The organism is Christiangramia flava JLT2011 (genome assembly GCF_001951155.1).
Taxonomy (GTDB): domain Bacteria; phylum Bacteroidota; class Bacteroidia; order Flavobacteriales; family Flavobacteriaceae; genus Christiangramia; species Christiangramia flava.
In genome coordinates, this window is record NZ_CP016359.1 from 3,906,048 (window position 1) to 3,928,015 (window position 21,968).

At 43.2% G+C, this 21,968-nt stretch carries 19 protein-coding genes; 12 read left to right on the forward strand and 7 right to left on the reverse strand.

The features are described 5' to 3' along the window. The first annotated feature begins 108 nt into the window (after positions 1-108). The 9 genes from GRFL_RS17430 (at position 109) to GRFL_RS17470 (ending at position 9,640) form a co-directional block, all read left to right on the forward strand. Positions 109-870 carry a Rossmann-like and DUF2520 domain-containing protein gene (locus tag GRFL_RS17430; protein WP_083645808.1) on the forward strand — a complete coding sequence of 254 codons (762 nt, stop codon included), beginning with the start codon at positions 109-111 and terminating at the stop codon, positions 868-870. Next, a complete protein-coding gene (locus GRFL_RS17435; protein ID WP_083645809.1) occupies positions 854-1,372 on the forward strand; it encodes a KdsC family phosphatase in 519 nt (172 codons plus the stop codon). Before GRFL_RS17430 ends, GRFL_RS17435 begins: the two co-directional genes overlap by 17 nt. Position 1,373: 1 nt before the next feature. Beyond that, on the forward strand, positions 1,374-2,288 hold the full coding sequence (locus GRFL_RS17440) for a geranylgeranylglycerol-phosphate geranylgeranyltransferase (RefSeq protein ID WP_083645810.1): 915 nt from the start codon (positions 1,374-1,376) through the stop codon (positions 2,286-2,288). Further along, positions 2,288-2,878 (forward strand): Maf family nucleotide pyrophosphatase, encoded by a 591-nt coding sequence (locus tag GRFL_RS17445; protein WP_083645811.1) that lies wholly within the window; start codon positions 2,288-2,290, stop codon positions 2,876-2,878. Before GRFL_RS17440 ends, GRFL_RS17445 begins: the two co-directional genes overlap by 1 nt. A 20-nt stretch (positions 2,879-2,898) precedes the next feature. Beyond that, positions 2,899-3,780 (forward strand): septum formation inhibitor Maf, encoded by an 882-nt coding sequence (locus tag GRFL_RS17450; protein ID WP_083645812.1) that lies wholly within the window; start codon positions 2,899-2,901, stop codon positions 3,778-3,780. After that, complete coding sequence (locus tag GRFL_RS17455; RefSeq protein WP_083645813.1) at positions 3,773-4,309, forward strand: mechanosensitive ion channel domain-containing protein; 537 nt, start codon at positions 3,773-3,775, stop codon at positions 4,307-4,309. The genes GRFL_RS17450 and GRFL_RS17455 overlap by 8 nt, the downstream gene beginning before the upstream one ends. A 63-nt stretch (positions 4,310-4,372) precedes the next feature. Beyond that, positions 4,373-6,859 (forward strand): PIG-L family deacetylase, encoded by a 2,487-nt coding sequence (locus tag GRFL_RS17460; protein ID WP_083645814.1) that lies wholly within the window; start codon positions 4,373-4,375, stop codon positions 6,857-6,859. A 109-nt stretch (positions 6,860-6,968) separates the two neighbouring features. Beyond that, on the forward strand, positions 6,969-8,675 hold the full coding sequence (locus tag GRFL_RS17465) for a sodium:solute symporter family protein (RefSeq protein ID WP_083645815.1): 1,707 nt from the start codon (positions 6,969-6,971) through the stop codon (positions 8,673-8,675). Then, positions 8,672-9,640 (forward strand): Gfo/Idh/MocA family protein, encoded by a 969-nt coding sequence (locus tag GRFL_RS17470; protein ID WP_083645816.1) that lies wholly within the window; start codon positions 8,672-8,674, stop codon positions 9,638-9,640. The genes GRFL_RS17465 and GRFL_RS17470 overlap by 4 nt, the downstream gene beginning before the upstream one ends. A gap of 25 nt (positions 9,641-9,665) precedes the next feature. Here GRFL_RS17470 and GRFL_RS17475 read toward each other — a convergent pair whose 3' ends face one another. From GRFL_RS17475 to GRFL_RS17495, 5 genes are all read right to left on the reverse strand, one after another. Beyond that, a complete protein-coding gene (locus GRFL_RS17475) occupies positions 9,666-10,511 on the reverse strand; it encodes a DUF2911 domain-containing protein (protein WP_083645817.1) in 846 nt (281 codons plus the stop codon). Positions 10,512-10,573: 62 nt separating this feature from the next. After that, positions 10,574-12,253: a hypothetical protein gene (locus tag GRFL_RS17480; protein ID WP_139839210.1), complete on the reverse strand. Its 1,680-nt coding sequence runs from the start codon at positions 12,251-12,253 to the stop codon at positions 10,574-10,576. Between the two features lies 1 nt (position 12,254). Then, on the reverse strand, positions 12,255-13,490 hold the full coding sequence (locus GRFL_RS17485) for a DUF4249 domain-containing protein (RefSeq protein WP_083645819.1): 1,236 nt from the start codon (positions 13,488-13,490) through the stop codon (positions 12,255-12,257). Positions 13,491-13,494: 4 nt separating this feature from the next. Beyond that, complete coding sequence (locus tag GRFL_RS17490) at positions 13,495-16,275, reverse strand: TonB-dependent receptor (RefSeq protein ID WP_341475759.1); 2,781 nt, start codon at positions 16,273-16,275, stop codon at positions 13,495-13,497. Beyond that, positions 16,272-16,991: a hypothetical protein gene (locus GRFL_RS17495; protein WP_083645820.1), complete on the reverse strand. Its 720-nt coding sequence runs from the start codon at positions 16,989-16,991 to the stop codon at positions 16,272-16,274. The genes GRFL_RS17490 and GRFL_RS17495 overlap by 4 nt, the downstream gene beginning before the upstream one ends. Before the next feature lie 230 nt (positions 16,992-17,221). Between GRFL_RS17495 and GRFL_RS17500 the strand changes: the two genes are divergently transcribed. From GRFL_RS17500 to GRFL_RS17510, 3 genes are read left to right on the forward strand one after another with little or no spacing between them, the layout of a single operon-like run. Further along, complete coding sequence (locus GRFL_RS17500) at positions 17,222-17,731, forward strand: SRPBCC family protein (RefSeq protein ID WP_083645821.1); 510 nt, start codon at positions 17,222-17,224, stop codon at positions 17,729-17,731. A 5-nt stretch (positions 17,732-17,736) separates the two neighbouring features. Next, positions 17,737-18,429 carry an SDR family NAD(P)-dependent oxidoreductase gene (locus GRFL_RS17505; RefSeq protein ID WP_083646258.1) on the forward strand — a complete coding sequence of 231 codons (693 nt, stop codon included), beginning with the start codon at positions 17,737-17,739 and terminating at the stop codon, positions 18,427-18,429. Further along, entirely contained in the window at positions 18,429-19,736 is a 1,308-nt protein-coding gene (locus GRFL_RS17510) for a cryptochrome/photolyase family protein (protein ID WP_083645822.1), read from the forward strand. Before GRFL_RS17505 ends, GRFL_RS17510 begins: the two co-directional genes overlap by 1 nt. Here the strand turns inward: GRFL_RS17510 and kdsB are convergent. Together kdsB and GRFL_RS17520 are read right to left on the reverse strand one after the other, a co-directional pair. Continuing rightward, positions 19,733-20,479 carry a 3-deoxy-manno-octulosonate cytidylyltransferase gene (gene kdsB / locus GRFL_RS17515; protein ID WP_083645823.1) on the reverse strand — a complete coding sequence of 249 codons (747 nt, stop codon included), beginning with the start codon at positions 20,477-20,479 and terminating at the stop codon, positions 19,733-19,735. The two genes, GRFL_RS17510 and kdsB, sit on opposite strands and share 4 nt — an antisense overlap. 25 nt (positions 20,480-20,504) lie before the next feature. Then, the gene (locus GRFL_RS17520) at positions 20,505-21,938 is read right to left on the reverse strand and encodes an ATP-dependent DNA helicase (protein ID WP_083645824.1); all 1,434 of its coding nucleotides are present in this window, start codon (positions 21,936-21,938) and stop codon (positions 20,505-20,507) included. Positions 21,939-21,968: the final 30 nt, after the last annotated feature.

Below are 21,968 nucleotides of genomic sequence, written 5' to 3' on the forward strand. Positions count from 1 at the left end.
GGGTGCAAATTTAAGTATTAAAATTTAGTTAACACCGGTAAAATCTGAGCAATATCGGCTCTACACCTGTTAATTTCGCCAGGCATATTTTTTTGGTAATTTAGCGGCATGATGAAAATCGCATTATTCGGTGCAGGAAATGTGGCCAGCCATTTATATCGGGCTTTTTCTGAAGGGAATTACGCAACTGTGAGTCAGTTATTTAGTCGGGATCCCGCGAAGGCCGACTTTGTTTCTTCGGAAACCGAAGTGATTGCTGATTATGCGCAACTGAAGGACGCTGATTTGTACCTGCTAGCGGTTAGTGATGATGGGATTGCCGAAATTGCCGAAAAACTGGAAGATCGCGGAAACCTTGTGGCTCATACTTCAGGCAGTACCGGTATGGAAGTCCTGAAGAAATTTCAGCAGCATGGAGTTTTTTATCCGCTGCAAACATTTTCAAAAAATCGGGAGCTCGATTACCGCACAATTCCTTTTTGTCTGGAAGCTAATTCCGAAGAAAACCTGGAAGAACTGAAGGACCTGGCAAAAAGTATTTCTGAAGCTATTTACGAGGTCAATTCCGATCAGCGGAGGGGATTGCACCTTTCAGCCGTATTTGTAAATAATTTCAGCAACCACCTTTTCACTTTAGGAAATTCCATTTGCAAAGACAAAAATCTGGATTTCAAAATATTGCAACCTTTAATTAAAGAAACAGTTTCCAAACTGGATGTGTTATTGCCTGCCGATGCTCAAACAGGTCCGGCACTGCGAAACGACCAGGAAACCATTCAAAAACATCTCAATTCATTGACCGGTGATCGAAAGCTGGTCTATAAAACCCTAACCGATTCTATTCAAAAATTCCATGGAAAAAAGCTATAAAGAACACCTGAACAAGATCAATACCTTTGTATTTGACGTGGATGGCGTATTAACCGATGGTTCCATCCAGATTTCGACCAGCGGAGAACTGCTGCGAACCATGAACACCAAAGATGGGTACGCCATGAAAATGGCTCATAAAGCCGGTTATACCGTTTGCATTATCAGCGGCGGGAAAAATGAAGGTGTTCGTGCCAGGCTTCGGGATTTGGGGATCACTGATATTTACCTGGGAGTAGATGATAAAGTGGAGCAAATGGACGAGTTCTTTGATATCTACGGCATTCAGCCAGAGGAAGTCCTGTACATGGGTGATGATATTCCTGATCTTTACCCGATGAAACTGGTGGGCCTGCCATCCTGCCCGCAGGATGCCGCACCTGAAGTGAAAGCGATCTCTTTATACGTTTCCCACAAAAAAGGAGGTGAAGGTTGCGTTCGCGACGTGATTGAACAGGTCATGAAGGTTCAGGGAAAATGGATCTCAAAAGACCAGAAATAAGATGTTGAAATACTTCAAACTGGTTCGGGCGGGAAACCTGCTCTTCATTGCACTCACGATGTACCTCGTGAAATATGGCCTTTTTCATCCGTTTCAGGTTCCTATCACGTTAAACTTTCTTGGAATTACTCTGCTGGTTCTGGCGGTAATTTTTGTCGCTGCAGCTGGCTACATCATCAATGATCTTTATGATGTAAAAGCTGACCAGACCAACCGGCCAGATCGCACACTGGTAAACAACCAGATTTCTGAAAAGACGGCTTATAATCTCTTCTTCATTTTCAATATTTTGGGAGTTTTGTTAGGTTTTTATATGTCTAACCTTATCGGCCGACCCGGATTTACAGCATTTTTCATTCTCGGTTCTGCCGCCCTTTACATCTATAATTCCCAGCTTCAGCAAACTTTACTGGTAGGAAATTTTATCGTTAGTCTCATTATTGGTCTGGTGCCTGTTGGTGTGGGACTTTACGATCTTTTGCCGGCCATTACCCCTGAAAACCAGGCAACCCAATCTACCATTTTCTCCATTTTGGTAGATTACGGGATCTTTGCTTTCCTGATCAATTTCATTAGGGAGATCGTTAAAGACCAGGAAGATGTAGATGGCGATTACAACGCGGGATACCAGACGCTCTCCTTAAACCTGGGTAAAGACCGCGTTAATAAGATCCTTGCCGTGCTCAGTGTCTTACCCATCGCTTTCCTGATCTATTATATTTATGAATACCTTTTCGATACGATCGCTGCAGTCATGTATGTGTTGCTCTTATTAGTGGGGCCACTGCTCTATTTTGCGATCAATATCTGGAATGCGAATAAAAAGAAAGAATACACCAGGCTGAGCAAATTGCTGAAAATCGTCATGTTTTTCGGACTTATTTCCATAGGCCTGCTTCAATTTATACTCATTTAATGCTACTGAAAGAACTACTGAAAGATCACGAGGTCATCCTGGCATCCGGCTCCCCGAGAAGGCACCGGTTCATGGAGCAACTTGAAATCCCTTTTAAATCAGACGTTAGACCCATAAACGAAGTTTTTCCGACGCATTTAAAGGGAGAAGCAATCACAGCATATTTGGCAAAATTGAAAGCTGAAGCCTTCGATGACCTTGCAGCCCGCCAGATCCTGATCACCAGCGATACGATCGTTTATTTGAATGAAAAGGCTATGGGCAAACCGCAGGATCACGCCGAAGCGGTGCAAATGATCAGCGCTCTTTCAGGAAAAAAGCACGAGGTTATCAGCTCGGTTTGTTTTACCACTAAAAACGACCAGAAGACCATTTCTTTTACTACTGAAGTGACTTTCCGCCAACTGGAACGAGATGAGATCGAACACTATGTTGCTACCTACAAACCATTTGATAAAGCCGGTGGATATGCCATCCAGGAATGGATTGGTTTGGTGGGTATCACCTCGATCACCGGCAGCTATTTCAATGTCGTGGGTATGCCCACACACCTGGTTTATACCACGTTAAAAGAAATGCTGAGTCAATAAATTCGTATCTTTCGTTAAAAATGGCACTCCGATTTTTTTACATTTTTATAGCTCTGGCCTTTCTCTCCTGCGGAAATGACCAAGAGCCAGCAAGCCGCGAATTATCTTCAGAATTCCAGGATTACTGGTTTAGCGGAAAAGCCGAGATCACTACCTATAAACTACAACAGGCCCGGTACGGGGAAATTCGGAAAGGTCACGCCAGCCTGATCTACGTAACCGAAGATTTTTTGCCCGGCGAGCAGGTCAAAGCTAACCAGGCAGGCGAAAAAAACATTCCAGTCCTGAAACTAAACGCCACCAAAAAATTTGTTACCGGAATTTACCCTTACAGTATAATGCAAAGTACGTTTCAGCCTTTGTATCATACCGGTCATGCACTAAAAATTTCGGCATCCATTCAGGAGTGGTGCGGCCAGGTTTATATGCAGCTGAATAATCGCGATACCTACGAGATCGTGCTCCACTCCTATTTCCAGGGAGAAGCCGATAAAAATTTACAAATAGACAAAGCTGACCTGGAAAATGAGATCTGGACACAGGTTCGTATTCAGCCAGACAGCCTGCCAACCGGCGATTTTGAAATGATCCCTTCTTTGGAATACCTGCGGCTGAGTCACCAGCCGGTTCAGACCTATAAAGCTTTCGGTGAAATATATACTGCTGAAAACTTCAATGTCTACAGGCTTACTTACAAAGAGCTTCAGCGAACACTCAAGATCTATTACACCAAAACATTTCCTTTCAGTATTGAAAAATGGGAAGAAACCACTACCTCTCCTGAAGGAAAATCCCTTACCACCAGCGCTGTAAAAATGGCCAGCCTAAAAACTGATTACTGGACCAAAAACGCCAATAAAAATCTATCTTTGCGCGATAGTTTGAAGTTGACTTATGAATGATATCGTTTTAAATTATCGGGAAGAACTGGTCTATTCGCTCATCGTTCTCGTGATCCTTATCTTTATCCAGTTCATACTGAAGAAAGCCGCGAACAAGGTTGGAAAGAAAAGTGAGATCAACATCACCAGAACCCGACTCATGTTCAAATACATCAATATCCTGGTGGTGCTGATAGCGGCATTTCTCATGGCGCTGGCCTGGGGCGTGGGCATTGCCGAACTGGCACTGATCTTTTCTTCGGTCTTTGCCGTAATTGGTGTCGCGCTCTTCGCGATCTGGTCCATTCTGAGCAATATCACTTCCGGTATCATTCTCTTTTTCTCTTTTCCATATAAAATTGGAGATACCATAAAAATTCATGATAAGGATCTGCCGGTCGAAGCGGTCATTGAAGACATTAAGGCTTTTCACCTGCACTTGCGTACACGCGAGGGCGAACTCATCACTTACCCCAACAACCTGATTTTACAGAAAGCGGTTTCCCTGATCGAACACAGCGATTTTGATGAAGGCAAGGATGCCCTTTAATTAATCGGTAAAAATTCGGGGAGGAGGAATGAAAGTTTTTATATTTGGTAAAACTCAAATTCCATGAGAAAAGTCTTTTTAGCGCTTTTTCTTCTTCAACTTACTATTTGCAACGCTCAGGCTCCGGAAAAATGGTCTTCGGCTGAGATCTACGAACATATTAAAAAATTGAATTTCCTGGGATCTGTGCTGTATGTTGCAGCCCATCCAGATGATGAAAATACGCGGCTCATTTCTTATTTTTCGAATGATGTTCATGCCCGTACCGCTTACCTGGCTTTGACCCGAGGGGATGGCGGCCAGAACCTGATAGGCCCGGAACTACGCGAAGAACTGGGGTTGATCCGTACACAGGAACTACTCGAAGCACGCAAGATCGATGGCGGTTACCAGTTTTTTAGCCGTGCCAATGACTTTGGGTACTCCAAAAACCCTACGGAAACTTTACAGTTCTGGGATAAGGAAGAAGTGCTCAGCGATATCGTTTGGGTGATCCGGAAGTTTCAGCCAGATGTGATCATCAACCGTTTTGACCATCGTACGCCAGGCTCCACTCATGGCCATCATACTACTTCAGCGATCCTTAGTGTTGAAGCTTTCGATATGGCAGCAAATACCGAAAATTTTTCGGAACAACTGAAATTTGTTGATACTTACCAGCCAAAAAGGCTATTTTTTAATACTTCTCCATGGTTTTACGGCGGAAATGAGGCTTTTCAGGAAGCTGATAAATCGAATTTTGTAAGTTTTGATACTGGGACCTATTTTCCAGTTCAAGGCCTTTCTAATCCGGAAATCGCGTCTCTCAGTAGGAGTCAGCATAAATCCCAGGGATTCGGAAGCACCGGCAGCAGAGGTTCAGAAATGGAATACCTGGAATTGCTCAAGGGTGACAAGCCTTCAGACCAGGATGTTTTTGATGGCATCGATACCTCCTGGAACAGGCTCGAAAATGGGAAAGAGATCGGGGAATTACTCACTTCCGTAGAAAATGATTTCGATTTTGAGCATCCGGAGAAGAGTTTGGAAAAATTATTACAGGCTTATCAGTTAATTGGCAAATTAAAGGATGAACACTGGAAAAATATCAAGCTGGCAGCGATCAAAGAGATTATTTATGCCTGTAGTGGGCTTTTCCTGGAAGCCAGTACCGGCCAGCCTTCAGCAACTGCTTCGGAAACTCTGCCTTTGAAACTGGAAGCCATCAATCGCAGTAATGCCGCGATTAACCTGAAAAAAGTACTGTTGAATCCCGGCCAGACCGAATTGACAATGAATGTGGATTTAGAAAACAATAAAGACTGGAGCAGTCCTGTCTCCTATACCATTCCGAAAAATGCCAATTTCACCTCTCCCTACTGGTTGAAAGAACCCGGAACAACCGGAATGTACCGGGTAGAAGATCAGCAATTACGGGGTTTACCGGAAGACAAGGTACAAACTACGGCGACTTTTCAGCTGGATATAAACGGAACAAGCCTGAAATTCGTAAAACCGATCGTCTATAAATTCAATGACAATGTTTCGGGTGAAAATTACCGCAATTTCGAGATTGTCCCGATGATTTCGGTAGAATTCCAGGACGATGTCCTCATTTTCAGCGAGGAAAAACCACAAACGATCCGGGTAGAACTTCAGTGTCATAATGGTGCTGCCAAAGGAAAAATTTCCTTGAAGGCCGGGAAGAACTGGAAGATCGAACCGGCTTCTCAAGAATTCGATATCACCGAAAAAGGCGGTGCTGTTTCCGTAGATTTTGAAGTTACCCCGCCTGCCGGGCAGGACGAAACCGTATTAACGGCTGAAGCGACCGTCAATGATCAAAGCTTCAGCAACAGTCTCAAAAAGATCGAATATCCGCATATTTCCAACCAGAATATTATCAGGCCCGCCAAAATGAAGCTGGTAAGGCTGAATATTGCCAAAAAGGGAGAACGCATTGCCTATGTTCCCGGAGCGGGCGACGTGGTAGATGAGAGCCTGCGCCAGATTGGTTACCAGGTTCAGAAACTGGAAGCAGATGAAATTTCCGCTTCAAGACTCCAGAATTTTGATGCCGTAGTCCTTGGGATCAGAGCATATAATGTGGATGATGCCCTCGCCTTTAAACAATCGGCTTTATTTGATTATGTAAAAAATGGCGGAACGCTGATCGTACAATATAATACCAATCGCGGGCTGGTAACAGAAGACCTCGCACCGTTCCACCTGGAGCTTTCACGTGACCGGGTCACCGAAGAAGATGCGGAAGTGACTTTCATTGCTCCTAACCATTCGCTGCTAAATGTGCCGAATAAGCTCACAAAAGCCGATTTTGATGGCTGGGTTCAGGAACGCGGACTTTACTTCCCGGGTAATTGGGACGACACCTTTACACCGATTCTGAGCATGCACGACCAGGATGAAAGCGCTAAAACCGGAAGTTTACTGGTTGCACAATATGGAAAAGGCTATTTCATTTATACCGGGATCAGCTTTTTCAGGCAGCTACCTGCGGGTGTGCCAGGAGCTTACCGACTTTTTGCCAATATGATTTCAATAGGAAAATAAATGGAAAAGCCCGAAAAGTATATCTGGAAAAAAAGCTATACCATTGTCCTGCTGGCCAATTTGCTTTACATCCTGTTATTTTATTTTATCATGAATTCTTTTACCTGATATGCAGTTAATAGACTGGATCATACTTGTTGGAACCATCACTTTCATCGTCTGGTACGGGGTGTACAAAACCCGGGGAAGTAAGAATGTGCACGATTTCATCGGCGGCGGAAAGAACGCCAAGTGGTGGACGATTGGATTATCAGTGATGGCTACGCAGGCCAGCGCCATTACCTTTCTTTCTACACCTGGACAGGCTTTTCACGACGGAATGGGCTTTGTTCAGTTCTATTTTGGACTGCCTATAGCCATGGTCATCATTTGTATGGTGTTCATCCCGATCTATCACCGATTAAAGGTCTATACCGCTTACGAATACCTGGAAACACGATTCGATCGTAAAACCCGCACGCTCACTTCTTTGCTGTTCTTGATCCAACGGGGTTTGGCTGCCGGGATTACCATTTTTGCACCTGCGATCATCCTTTCTGCAGTTTTGGGATGGCATCTTACAACATTGACCGTAATTATTGGAGTACTGGTAATTATTTATACGGTTTCCGGTGGAACCAAAGCTGTTAGTGTGACCCAGAAGCAACAAATGGCCGTGATCCTTACCGGAATGATCCTGGCTTTTGTGATGATTCTCCATTTCCTGCCAGAGAGCGTTAGTTTTACCAATGCTTTGGAAATTGCTGGTACCGGCGGAAAAATGGATATCCTGGACTATTCCTTTGATTTTGAAAACCGCTATACGCTCTGGAGCGGACTCATTGGCGGAAGCTTCCTGGCCCTCTCCTACTTCGGGACCGATCAAAGCCAGGTGCAGCGCTATTTAACCGGCGGCTCGGTAAGAGAAAGTCAGCTTGGGATGATCTTCAACGGGTTGCTGAAAGTGCCCCTTCAGTTTTTCATATTGCTTGTGGGCGTCATGGTGTTTGTATTTTACCAGTTTCACACGGCGCCGCTCAATTTCAACCCGGCAGCCACACAAACGGTGCTGAATTCCCAATATGCCAATCAGTATGAAGACCTGATGGTTGAACACGAAAATACCCAGGAACAAAAGCAGCGAATCAGCCTGAATTATGCCGAGAATAAGGAAACGATGAGCGATCAGGAAATTGCCAGTTTTCAGAAAGAATTTAAGAGTCTTAGTGAAAAGGAGGAAATGCTGAAGGAAGACGCGAGAACTTTTATTGATGCCGCCGAAGGTGGAGCAGAAAGCAATGATAAAGATTACGTTTTCATCCATTTTATACTGAATAATCTTCCGAAGGGCGTCGTAGGCTTGCTGATCGCCGTGATCCTTTCCGCAGCGATGTCCAGTACCGCATCTGAACTGAATGCGCTGGCATCTACCACCACCATCGATATTTACCGAAGGAATATTCGTAAAGATGAAAGCGAAGAGCACTATCTCGAAGCATCCAAATGGTTTACCCTTATGTGGGGAGTGATCGCGATCGCCTTTGCCAGCCTGGCCGATCTTTTTGATAATTTGATCCAGCTGGTGAACATCATTGGAAGTATTTTCTACGGAAATGTACTCGGCATCTTTCTGCTGGCCTTCTTCATGAAAAAGATTAAAAGCAACGCGGTATTTATCGCTGCCATCATCACCCAGGCCTTGGTAATTTTGGTGTTCAACCTCAACTTAATGCCTTATTTATGGCTGAATGTGTTAGGCTGTATCCTGGTGATCAGTATTTCCTGGATCATCCAGATTTCGAATAACGCGAAGAACAAAACAGAAACGACAGTATGAAAAAGATAAAATGGGGAATCATTGGTTTAGGTAAGATCGCCGGGAAGTTCGCAGGTGATTTGCAAAAAGTAGAGGAGGCTATTCTCTACGGTGTCGCAAGCCGAAACATGGAAAAAGCCGAAGAATTCAAAGAAGAATTTCACGCCGAAAAGGCTTTTGGAAGTTATGAAGCTATTTTAAAAGACGAAGAGGTAGATGTGATCTATGTGGCCACACCGCATGTCTATCATGCTGAGATCACCAAAGATTGCCTTCATCACGGCAAAGCGGTTCTCTGCGAGAAACCTTTCGCGATGAACCGTTCCCAGGTCGAGGAAATGATCGCCCTTGCCAAAGAGAAGAATATCTTTTTAATGGAAGCACTATGGACGAAATTTCTTCCGCATTTTAAAGCCGTAGAGGAAACCATCAAAACTGGCAAATATGGGAAGATCAAAGCTATAAAAGCTGATTTTGGCTTCAAGGCCGATTACAATCCTGAAAAGAGGCTTTTCAATAAAGATCTTGGTGGCGGAAGTTTACTGGATATCGGGATCTATCCCGTTTTTCTGGCTCATCATTTCTTAGGAATGCCAGATTCTGTGGAAGCCGAAGCGATCATAGGGAAAACTGGGGTAGACGAGCGCTGCGACATCAGGTTTCATTATAATAATGGAACTTCCGCAGAACTATTCAGCACCCTGCAGGAAGATAGTGGTACAACTGCTGAAATTGAACTGGAAAATGGCAAGATCACCATGCACTCAAGGTTTCACGAACCAACTTCTGCCCAGTTTGAGATCGATGGAAAAATGGAAATTCGGAATTACGGGGTGACCACGAAGGGTTATAATTTTGAAGCGGAACATGTAACGAAAATGTTGCAACAGGGTAAAAAAGAAAGCGATATTATGAGTTTTCAGGATAGCCTGGAACTGATCAGTCTCTTGGACAGTATTCGGGAAAAGATTGATTTACAATATTAAAAAAGGCCTCAAATGAGGCCTTTTTTTATTTCGCTCCCCATTCTTTCAGGGAATCTTCGTTCATTTTCACATAATCTGGATTGCCGGCTTTTTTAGCGGCAGCGAGAGAACGTTTTGCTGTAGCGATGGCAGCATCCTTTTTCCCCATTTCTGCTTCGATCAGCGATTTCTTCCGAAGCATCCAATAAGCATCATCACCGGCCATTTTAACGGCCTCACTCACCCACTCATAAGCTTTGTCCAAATCTTTACCAGAGTCATGGTAATAAGACGCAGCAGCGAAATAATCGTTTGCCGTAGGACCGCTCATAGTTCGTTCGATACTAACCATTGTTTTTTGCTCGGTTGGAACCTGAAATGGCAGGCTAGCCACTTTATCAGCCCAAATGAATTCGATCACTCCGGAATCGTTGGAAAGATCATCGATCATGATCGTAAAGGTTTCCATATCAAAAGGAAGTGTGGAAACACTGGCTTCCGCTTTTAAAGCAACTGCTGAATCATCCCATTCCTGGGGGACACCCCAGTTATCACTTTTGCTGTAAAACATCACTTCCCAGGAATCCTGGTTCGGAATGGTATAAATGGCATATGTTCCTTTTTTCAGGTCCTTTCCACCAATCTTCACATCGTCTCCAAAAGTGATCTTGGTATTGGCATTGGCACCTGTTCTCCAAACTTTTCCGTAGGGAACAAGATCTCCAAAAATGCTTCGACCTTTCATGCCTGGCCTGGAATATTCAATGGTCACATCTGTAAGACCAACTTTTTGCTCAATCTTCCCGGTGGGACTCGGCTGCGGTGCCATAACCTGGGCGCTCAATGCGCTTCCAAAGGCCGCAAAAACAACTAGCAGTAGTAATTTTTTCATTTTGAAACAGTTTAGTTTGTCTAAATATAGAAATAAAAGCCTTTCAAAATATCAATTCCGGGCTACTGAACTTTAAAACTGCCATAGATTGAAACCGGTTCACCTTCAGCTGTAAAGCCCTGAACAGAAATTTCATATATCCCGGGTACATCAGAAGTGTAAAAGGAAATATCTTTCTGTTCACCTGTAAATTCGGGCTCCCAGAGCAACTGGGTACGGAAATCAGGAAGATTCCCGTCGTTCTTTGAATAATCCTGGCGAAAATAATTTTTCCGGATGTTCCCCGAGGTAAGCCTGATCTCTTTTGCGGAGGAATCGCGATAATTTTCAGCGAAATCAGCGTTGAAAGTTTGAATGATGATCACCCCTTTATAGAGGGCCGAACCGAAATAGAACTTATCCTGGATCACTTTGATTTTATCAATTTTCACCGATTCGTAATTCCTGATAAATTCATCTGGATCACTTACCGGAATACCATCAATCACCACTAGTGGAATTCCCTGAAAATCTTGATACGGTGCTTTTCCCAGCACTCTAAAGGCCATTTTCCCGTTTTCATTCCGGACACGTGCATAGGGAACAACTTCTACAAAAGTTTCCCTTACGGTCTTGAACCTGGTATATTCATCCAGAACATACTCGATCTGGTCCAGGCCGTCAAACAGGTTTGATTGCTGGTTCACTCGAACCGTGTCTGGTTTCAGACTGAAATAGGCATTTTCGATCTGGTTGTACACGCTGTGATCCTCGATCCACTTTTGTGACTTCAGGTCAACTCCGTAATCTTCAAATTCCAGCTTCTCTATGTGTGGCAATTGTTGTTCCGAAAGCTTGATCTCAAATCCCGCAGTATCCAGAACTTTTACAAAGGCTTTTTCTTCCGTAAAGTTTTCAGGAACATTGAAATAAAAACTACCATCGTCCTTGGTATTGGCGATCCGGAGGAAATACTCTTCTCCGGGTACGCTAAGCGCGATCTTTTTATTGGAAACGCTCAAACCCTGGGAAGAGCGAATTTGACCACTAAGCAATTTCCCTCTTAGGTCAGGCAGCGTAAAACTCCCATTTTCAAAGGTATTCTTCCCGGAGATAACCTGGTTAAATGCCACTGCTGATCTTTCGGATGGATGAGGAATGGAATCGAATTGCCGAACGGAAACTGAATAACTTCCTTTTGGCAAATTATCTAATTCTAGCTGAACTTTTTCCCGTTTTCCGTAGGTGTTTCCAGTGATTTTGAGTTTGCCGGAATTCCCTTTTTCAGCATATTTTCTGTAAACCAAAGAATCTTTTCTAATCGCAGTTTGTGCCGAAGTATAAGGATTCACTATAAAGAGATCCTGTTCAAAGAACGAATCCTGCCCGTTGTTTTTCATCCAGTTGGTATAGGCGAGCAACTTATAATTTCCAGAAGGAAGGTTGGTAGGCACAAAATAATCTCCGTAGGCTTTCCCGTTTTTCAGGTCCAACGTTTCGTTAAACACCTGCTCTCCGGCTTTATTGAGAATGCTCACATAAGCGATCTTACTCAGTGAACTCCGGGTATTGGTTCCTTTTTCCAGACAATAAACTGAATAATAAAGGTATTCACCCGTTAGCAGCATGGATGTATTTACCTGGGCATAAACCTGCTCGGCACCTACGTTTGCATTTTTCAGTTCCAGGCGGACATTCTGCTGTGCCTGTGCGGTGAAAGCGAAAACCGCAACGATGATCATAATTGCTATTCTTTTCTTCATCTTAGTTTTCATTTTCTTCGATCCAAAAATCAGGTTTTATCGGTGTTCCAATACTTCTACAGTCTATGCATTCTACCGGAACCATATTATAAGGTCCTTCGGGATTCAGAGGATCTGTGGAAGGTGGCGCATCAGACAGGTATTGCAAAAGTCCCGCGGAAACGTAAAAATCAATGTCCCCGGGTTCAAATCCCAAACCTGTCAAGGGCCTCACCACTTCACAATCGGCTGTTGGGTCTGGCCGCTCATCAGAATTGAACACATCTGTGAAATTGAAGAAAATACGCTGTTTGGAAACACTGGCTACTTCAAAATACCCCACCACATTTTCTTCCGGATCATTCACTGACATGATATTTCCATTCAGAAAACCTGGCTGGTTCTGGGAAAAAACCGATTCCGAATTAGACAATTCTTCCAAAGTTTCAAAATACCGATAGGCTTCTCCTGAAATTACCAGCTGTGAAACCAGGATACTGTAACGATTCAAAATCTTTTTATCAGTTACCGGGATAAATTTTATCAGGACATCTTCCTGGTTATCGGCATTCAGAAAATTGGTATTGCTCAAAACCCCTTTTTTTGAACTAAGTGTATTGTAACAAATCTCCCGTTCCTCATCTGGACCAACATCTACCAGCACCGCAAAACCATCTTCATCAGTAATGAATTTCTGGTTCGAGGTGTAGGGTGAAACAATTTTATAGGTTTCTTCATAAGTGTAACGATAGAATTTGGTATCGCCAGAGGCACTGTTGCTATTGGCCTGGATCGCTACCCCGAGAACTCCATCATCGTCAACGGCCCGGTTAGCTTCCACACTGGTTAAATTAGAAACACCGGTGATCTCTTCCTCGTCTGACCGATAGATCTTCCCCTGAAATTCTATTTCCAGCTGGTATTTCACCCCTTGCTCTGCCCGGTATTCATCCACAGAAAGATAAATTCCCTGCCCTGCCGAAAAATAATCAAAGCGTTCTCCTTTATCTGAAAGAACCTTCACGTTCGCATTCGTGACATAAGACACGGTGTCATCTTCCAGGCGATAAGTTTCTGAAAGCTTCACCTGGTGATGCTTTAACTCTGAAGTTAAAAAGCTTTCCACGACCAAAACCTGTTCAAAAACTTCAGTAGAAGGTGTATAGGGCTCCACACAAGAGTGGAAAAATAAAATGATGCCAATAACAGCAAGCCCAAAAATTCCTTTCATAGATTTTAAAATATTCTTCTTCATCATCCACCTAAAATTTGAAATTATAACTGATAGTTGGCACCGGAACGGCAAATATTGAGCTCTGTCGTCCTTCAATTTCCCCGTCTTTCGTTACAAAATAAACCGAATAGGGATTGTTTCTTCCCAGGACATTATAGACTGAAAAATTCCAGAAAGAATGACCCAGTTTTTGCAATTTATGATTACCCTCCAGGTTAAAACTCAGGTCCAGGCGGTAATAATCCGGAATTCGAAACTGGTTTCTGTTACTGTATAACACATACTCAGAACCATCATAAGAATATTGGCCTACGGGATACGTAATAGGTCTCCCGGTTTGATAGATGAAATTCGCTGAAAAACTGAACCGCTGGGTAAGTTTGTAATTTGCCACTATGCTCAGGTCATGAGGTTTGTCGTAATTCGAGGGGAAATACTCTCCTGAATTCACCCGTTCTTCCCGGAATTCACCATCGAGCTTCAGGAAGGATCTTGAATAGGTATAACCAATCCAACCATTCAGATCACCCGCTTTTTTCTTTAGCAGGAGCTCCACTCCATACGATTTCCCTTGCCCCTGAATGACTTCAGTTTCTACAAATTCATTCAAAAACAGGTTTGCGCCGGTCTTGAAATCCAGCATATTTTCCGAGGTTTTGTAATAGCCCTCAATGCTGGTCTCGATCTCATCATTTTCGAAATTCTTAAAGAGACCAAGACTGTACTGCTGCGCCCTTTGAGGTTGGATATGGTAACCTGAAAGTCGGTAAGTATCAGTTGGTGAAACCGTCACGTTATTAGACAGGGTATGGATGTATTGATAGGTATTGTTATAGCTGGCTTTCAATGACAGGTCGGGTAAAAGGTAATACCTTCCGGAAAGCCTGAATTCCGGGCCGCTATAGGTTTGAATGGGTTCGTTATTCGAGTATTCTTCCTGACTTACGACGGTATTATCAGCCTTTGCATTTCCTTCTTCATAGAACCTTACGGTATCAGGCCCCAAAGCCGTAAATAAACTGTAGCGTACCCCGGCACTTAACAGAAGCTGGTCGTTCACTTTAAAATCATCAGCCACCCAAATACCGCTTTCCAATCCTTTTTCGCGAGATAAACTAACGGGAAGCAATTCAGAATCTTCTCCAATTGGTTCGATAAATCCTGGATCTATTTGGTACAATTTCCCGGATACTCCATAATCGAACTGGTGTTTACTGCTCAAAATATGCTTCATATCCAGTTTCACTTCCGTTTCATTAATCTGGTAACCGGAATTAAAATTATCACGGAAGTTGTTTTCGTAATCAATATTGAAACGATAATTGCTATTGGTCAAAATGAGTTCCCCCCTATTTCGGTCGTTGAAACGATGTTCATAGTGGAGCGTGGCTATCCTGTTCTCATAGCTATATACCGAATCTGAGGTGATACTGAAGCGATCCTTACTCATATAGCCTGTAAGACTCAGCTTGTTATTCTCGTTGATCTGGTGATTGTACTTGGCAATTCCGTCATAAAAGAAGGCCGTACTGTTCTTTAATTGTGGTTCATCGAGATTCTTCAGAATCCAGTCAGAATACGTACTGCGACCACCAATCATCAACCCTGATTTTTCCTTTATAATGGGTAATTGTAAGGCCAGGTTACTGGTCACGGGACCAATTGAGGCTTCTCCCTGGAATTCATCAGTTGCCGCGTCTTTGGTTTGTATATCAAAAACTGAAGATAATCTTCCGCCGTATTTCGCCGGGATATTTCCTTTATAGATCGTCGCTTCGCCCGTAGTGAACGGATTAATTGCTGAAAATATTCCGAAGAAATGGGCAGGATTGTACATTACAGCATCATCGAGCAAGATCAGGTTTTGATCAGCTTTCCCTCCCCTAACATTAAATCCTGCTGAACCTTCGCCGGTGGTAGATATTCCCGGCAAGGTTGTGGCAACCTTCATGATATCACGTTCTCCCAGGACCAGCGGAATATTTTTGATATTTTCAATATCGATCTCTTCTTCTCCCGTATTGGCATTATCCACATTCTTATCAGCATTAGAGGAAATCTGAACTTCACCTAATTGCTCCAGACTTTCTGCCAGCTGTAAATCATAACTACCATCATTGTAAATAATGATCCTTCGGGTCACATTTTCATTCGTCAGAGATTTTGTCTGGATCAGGTTGATCCCGGGACGAAGGGAAATTTCATAATATCCATCAATATCCGTACTTACACCAGTCCTGGAATCATTAACAAGAATAGCCAGATTGGTAATTGGTTCGCCGGTTTTTTTATCATACGCATGACCGGAAAGGCGAAACCTGCTCTGATTGTTTCTACGGTTTTCTTTACCAATACGTACGGTTTGAACTTCCTGGTTGGAACTGGTGGTGTTCTCATAAAGGACCGGCGCACTGTAAAGGGTTTCTTCCTCATTTTCTGCGGGAATATTTTGATCGGTTTCTGCCAGTTTTCCGAAGAAACCTTCCGGAAGTTTGGAGTAGATCATGCTATTACGGGTTAGCACCACATCGCCATTTTCCAGTTGGTAAAAGTTCAGCAGAGATTCGTCAAGTAGATCTTCCAAAACTGTGGAAATGGCGGTATTCTGATAGTTTCCGCTAACCTGCTTTTCGGGAATCCAGGAATCAGGATAAAATATCTGGATACCAGCTTTAGCTTTCAATTGAGCCAATGCGGTTGCAAGGCTTTCATTTTCGAAACTGATGCTAACTGTTGGCTCTTTTCGTTCTTGTGCACTCGCCGAAATTCCCAGTAAGAATACGGCCAGGAGGATAATTTTCTTCATCATTCCGGCATTTTATAATTATCGGCTATCGATCCGAAAAGTAATTTCATGAAGGCATCACGGTTACTGCGGAATAGATCACGGTATTGCTTAAAAATTTCTTTGATTTCAGTCTTGTTTTCCGGAAACAGATCCACTACGTTTCCCCTTCCCCCAATTTCAAAGAAATCATTCCCTTTTTGCAGAAAATAATCAGGAGTATTGAACTCGTATTCGTAATACGTAAAACTTCGGTCCAGTTTCTTCCGACTGTTCTTTCGATATTTTTTAAATAACTGAAGCCCATTTTTATCCAATAACTTTTCAAAAAAGCCATTCTGAATATCTGGATTTTCGTTTTGAATCCTTACAAAATCGTGTGTCCCGATAGTGAAACTGTCTACCTGCGCCGTAACCAGTTCAAAGTTTGATTGTTTACCCTGGTAAGATAACTGGATGAGCAGCCGATCATCTACGACATTATATTTCAGGAAAACTTCCGGAAAAAACTGTTTATTGTAAGTAAGACTTCCCGGTACATATTCCTGCCCGGTATACAAAAACTTGTTCTTTGCATTGACCGATTGGGTGTTGTCCAGGTATTCCACCCCACTGAAGAGCACGGTGTTTTCAATTCCTATTGCATTATCGAAAGCCTTGTAAATAGCTTGATCCTGCGCCCTTGCCTGATGAAGGCAAAAGCAGAGAAGGCTCAAGGAGAGCGATAAGATTTTTAACATTAAAGGTAGAAAGGTTTATTGCAGTTATTATAAAGTTTTAATTAAAAAGGTAGATCAATTACTTGCAACGCGTCTAAACTATTAGAATAATTCGGTAAAAAAAAGCTAAATCGATTTTTTATTCAATTATCAATTTTCAATCAATAAAATAAGAATATCGCAACAGGATTTATGTTTTGTTTAACTCAATAATATTTTTTTTAAACAAAATGCATCTTAATTTTATTCCTATGAAAATTTATACGCTTCATAGTCGGCAAAAACTACCCATTTCTGCCAAACAGGCCTGGGAATTTCTTTCTGATCCCGCTAATTTAAAAACGATTACGCCAGATTATATGGGATTTGAGATCCTCTCGGGAGCTGACAGGCCAATGTACCAGGGCCAGATCATTCAATACCTGGTGAGTCCGGTTGCGGGCATCAAAACCAAGTGGGTCACAGAGATCACACATGTGAAGGATGGCGAGTACTTTGTAGATGAACAGCGTTTTGGGCCTTACGCACTCTGGCATCACAAACATTTTATCAAACCTATCGATGGCGGTGTGGAAATGGAGGATATCGTTGATTATAAGCTGCCCTTCGGAAAAATTGGCCAACTGGTTCACCCATTTATGGTAAAGCCAAAACTGAACGAGATTTTCGAGTACCGGCGCAAAAAACTGATCGAGCTATTCGGCGATTTTCCTTCAGAAAATGAACCGAAACCAAAACTGAAGCAGGACATTTTAAATTGAAAATCATGAAAAAAAATATTTTACTGATTGGGGGTTCCACCGGAATCGGAAAAAGTATCGCAGATAAACTGAAAAAAGATCACCAGGTTTTTATGGCCTCTCGCAATGATCCTGAAGACGACCAAATTCATCACCTGGCATTCGATGTGCTCAAAGATGACACTAGTTCGCTTGATCTTCCTGAAGAACTACATGGTTTCGTTTACTGTCCCGGAAGCATCGATTTAAAACCTTTTAAAATGATCAAACCCGAAACTTTTGAAAAAGAAATGCAGCTAAACTTCTTCGGTTTGGTCCGTTCACTGAAAGGGGTGCTCGATAAACTGATAAATGCCAATCAGGCTAGTCTTATTTTCTTCAGTACTGTGGCCGTTAAAACAGGAATGCCTTTCCATACCAGCGTAGCGGCTGCTAAAGGAGCCATTGAGGGCTTCGCAAAATCACTGGCTGCCGAGTATGCCCCGAGCTTCCGTGTGAATGTGATAGCTCCTTCCCTGACAGATACGCCTTTGGCCGAAAAACTATTATCTTCCGAAGAAAAGAAAACAAAAATGGGAGAACGCCACCCGCTTAAAAGAACCGGGACAGCCAGCGATATTGCCAATCTGGCGGTTTACCTACTAAGCGAGGACAGCAGCTGGATGACCGGGCAAATTTTAGGAGTTGACGGCGGACTTTCCACTTTAAACGTAAATTAATGGGAAAGGAAGTTAGTATATTTTGGTTCCGAAGAGACCTGAGACTGGATGACAATGCCGGCCTGAAGGCTGCCTTACAGGGAGACTTCCCGGTTTTGCCAATTTTTATATTTGATCCTGAAATACTGGATTCACTACCGGAGGATGATGCACGGGTAAGCTTTATTTTCGAGAGGCTGCAGTCTATGCGCAATACGCTCCAGGAAGAACATGGCAGCTCGGTCGCGATGTATCACGGCACTCCGGAAAAGATTTTTAAACAACTCCTGAAGGAGCATGCTGTTCAAAAGGTTTTTACCAATCGCGATTATGAGCCTTACGCAAAAGAACGCGATGAAAAGATCAGGAAAATACTTGAAAAAGAAGCTGTCGAATTTTGCGATTTTAAAGACCAGGTAATATTCGAAAAAGATGAGATCACTAAACAGGACGGTGACCCATACGTGGTTTACACGCCGTATAAGAATACCTGGATCAGCAAATTCAACAATACCGACCTGGAATTTCACTATACAAGCCGCTATACTAACAATTATATCCAGAATTCCCGTTTGCCCAACCTCACATTAGCAGATATTGGTTTTAAAAAATCTTCTATTGAAGTTCCGGACTACCAGGTTACTCCGGGACTGGTCAAGGATTATGAAAAAACACGGAATTTCCCGGCAAAAGAAGGTACTTCAAGGCTGGGACCGCATTTGCGCTTCGGAACGGTGAGCGTTCGGCAAATGGTTCGGGAGGCCAACAAACAGCGGAATAAGACTTTTCTGGAAGAACTGGTGTGGCGGGAATTTTTCATGCAGATCCTTTTTCACTATCCGGAAACAGTGACCGATGCTTTTCGGAAAAAGTATGATTCGATCAACTGGCGGAACAATAAGAAAGAATTCGAAAAATGGAAAAAAGGAGAGACCGGTTACCCAATTGTGGATGCGGGAATGCGCCAACTGAATCAAACCGGTTATATGCACAATCGCATCAGGATGGTTGTGGGGAGTTTCTTGTGCAAACATCTCCTGATAGACTGGCGATGGGGCGAAGCTTATTTCGCTGAAAAGTTGCTGGATTACGAAATGTCATCAAATGTTGGTAACTGGCAGTGGGTTGCCGGAAGTGGCGTGGACGCCGCTCCCTATTTCAGAATTTTCAATCCGGAGTCTCAAGTGGAAAAATTTGATAAAGACAAAGCTTACATCAAAGAATGGGTAAAGGAGTACGGAACTGATGATTATCCTGAACCAATGGTTGTTCATAAAGAAGCTCGCGAAAGGGCTTTGGAAACTTATAAAAAAGCCGTTAGCAACTAACCCAGGATTTTTCTGGCGTGTTCAAGATCTTCCGGCGTGTCGATGCCGATATTTTTCACGCTGGTCTCTACCATTTTGATCTTCTTGCCATATTCCAGATACCGAATACACTCGATTTTTTCCGCAGCTTCCAGCGGTAACATAGGCAGTGTGTAAAAATCCATCAAGGCTGATTTTCTGAAGGCATATATCCCGATATGTTTGTAATAGGTAACGTTGGCATTCGTATCCCGCGGATACGGAATGGGAAAACGGGAAAAATAGAGCGCCGTCTCATCTTTTGCCGTAATGACCTTGACATTGTTCGGGTTGGTAATTTCATCGCTATCGCTCAGCGGTGTTTTTAGAGAAGCCAGGTCGATCTCCATTTTAGAATCTGCTTCAAAGACCTGAAGCAGTTTTTGCAGGCTGGATTTATCGATAAATGGTTCATCTCCCTGGACATTTACGACAATGTCCACATCCATTTCTTCCACCGCTTCCGCAATTCGGTCACTTCCACATTCATGTTCCCGGGTACTGCGAATAGCATTTCCGCCGAAATTCACCACTTCATCAAAAATTTCATCACTATCGGTGACCACATAAACCGCGTCGAACAAGCCGGTACTTTCAGCAGCTTCAAACGTGCGCTGAATAACGGTTTTCCCCTTCAGGTCCTGCAATAATTTCCTGGGAAACCTGGTGGCCTGCAACCTGGCAGGGATCATAGCGATAATGCGCTTTTCAGAAGTCTTGGTCATGGCGAATTTTCGGTAAAAATACTAATTAGTTCTTTGCAAAAAAATCGTCTGGAAAGCCTATGAGATATAATTTTTCCTTAGCCCGTGTTATCGCGGTATACAGCCATCGCAGGTATTCTTTCCCCACCCCGTTGGGCAAATAAGGCTGTTCGATAAAAACCGTGTTCCATTGCCCACCCTGACTCTTATGACAAGTGATCGCGTAGGAAAATTTCACCTGAAGTGAATTAAAGTACGGGTTGTTCTTCACCTTCATGAATTGCTTGTATTTCGAGCGTTCATCGGCGTAATCCTTTTTCACTTCCTCATAAAGTTTATTAGACTCTTCGTAGCTCAAGGAAGGCGTGTTGCTGGTAAGGGTATCCAGCATCACGACGGTCTCGAAAGGCCGCATTTTCGGGTAATCAACCATCTGGACTTTCACTTCCGCGAAACGAAAACCATACAGTTCTTTAAATCCGAAAATTTCTAAAATCTTGACGATATCTCCATTGGCAATAAAACCGGCTTCGGAACTGGGCTTCACCCAGAAATAATTGTTCTTAACCACCATCAGGTAATCGCCGGCTGAAATTTCTTCTTCCTGAAACAGGATGCGATTCCGGATTTGCTCATTATACAGGTTCGCTCTTTTGTTGGAACGTACGATAATACTGGTTTCTTCGTGCCCCAGACTTCCGTAGCTATCCTGTATGGCGTCCATGATCTCGTAACCGTCCTGAAGCCGAACCACGTCAGCGTTTGGTGTGAGCTCAAACTGGAAACTTTCGTAAAATTCTTCCTGAAGACTTTCCCGAATCAGCGTGGCATTATGCAGGATGTCACTGGTCTCACTTTGGCGAACCACTTCATCCAGCTCGATCGAGACCACATCTTTATGATAGTTGATCTCCAGCGTGTCCTGCTCCAGTGCGGGACTCATCTCCATCTTGACCGGTGGCAGCTGCGCGGTATCTCCAATCAGGATTAACTGGCAGTTTCTTCCGGAATACACATATTGTATAAGGTCATCGAGCAGCGAACCATTCTCAAATAACTTGGCATTTCCGCGATCATCTGATATCATCGAAGCTTCATCCACGATAAAGATCGTTTCCTTGTGCTTATTGGGCTGCAGCGTAAACTGCACACCCGAACCCGATTTCTTCGGAAAATAAATCTTTTTATGAATGGTAAAAGCTTCCTTTTTGGAATAATTGGAGATCACTTTCGCCGCACGTCCAGTAGGCGCCAGCAACACACCCGATTTTTTTACTTTCCAAAGGTTCTTTACCAGGGTACTGATAATGGTCGTTTTCCCCGTCCCGGCGTAACCTTTCAGCAGAAATAAACGGTCTTTTGATGGCGTCACCACGAAATCACTAAGTAGCTGTAAGGCAATATCCTGCTTACTGGTTGCAGTGAAACCAAGGTCCTCATTTAGAATTTTCAGAAAGCTTGCGGGGGTATGCTTTTGCATAAAACGGCGTAAAATCTCAAAGATAACAAT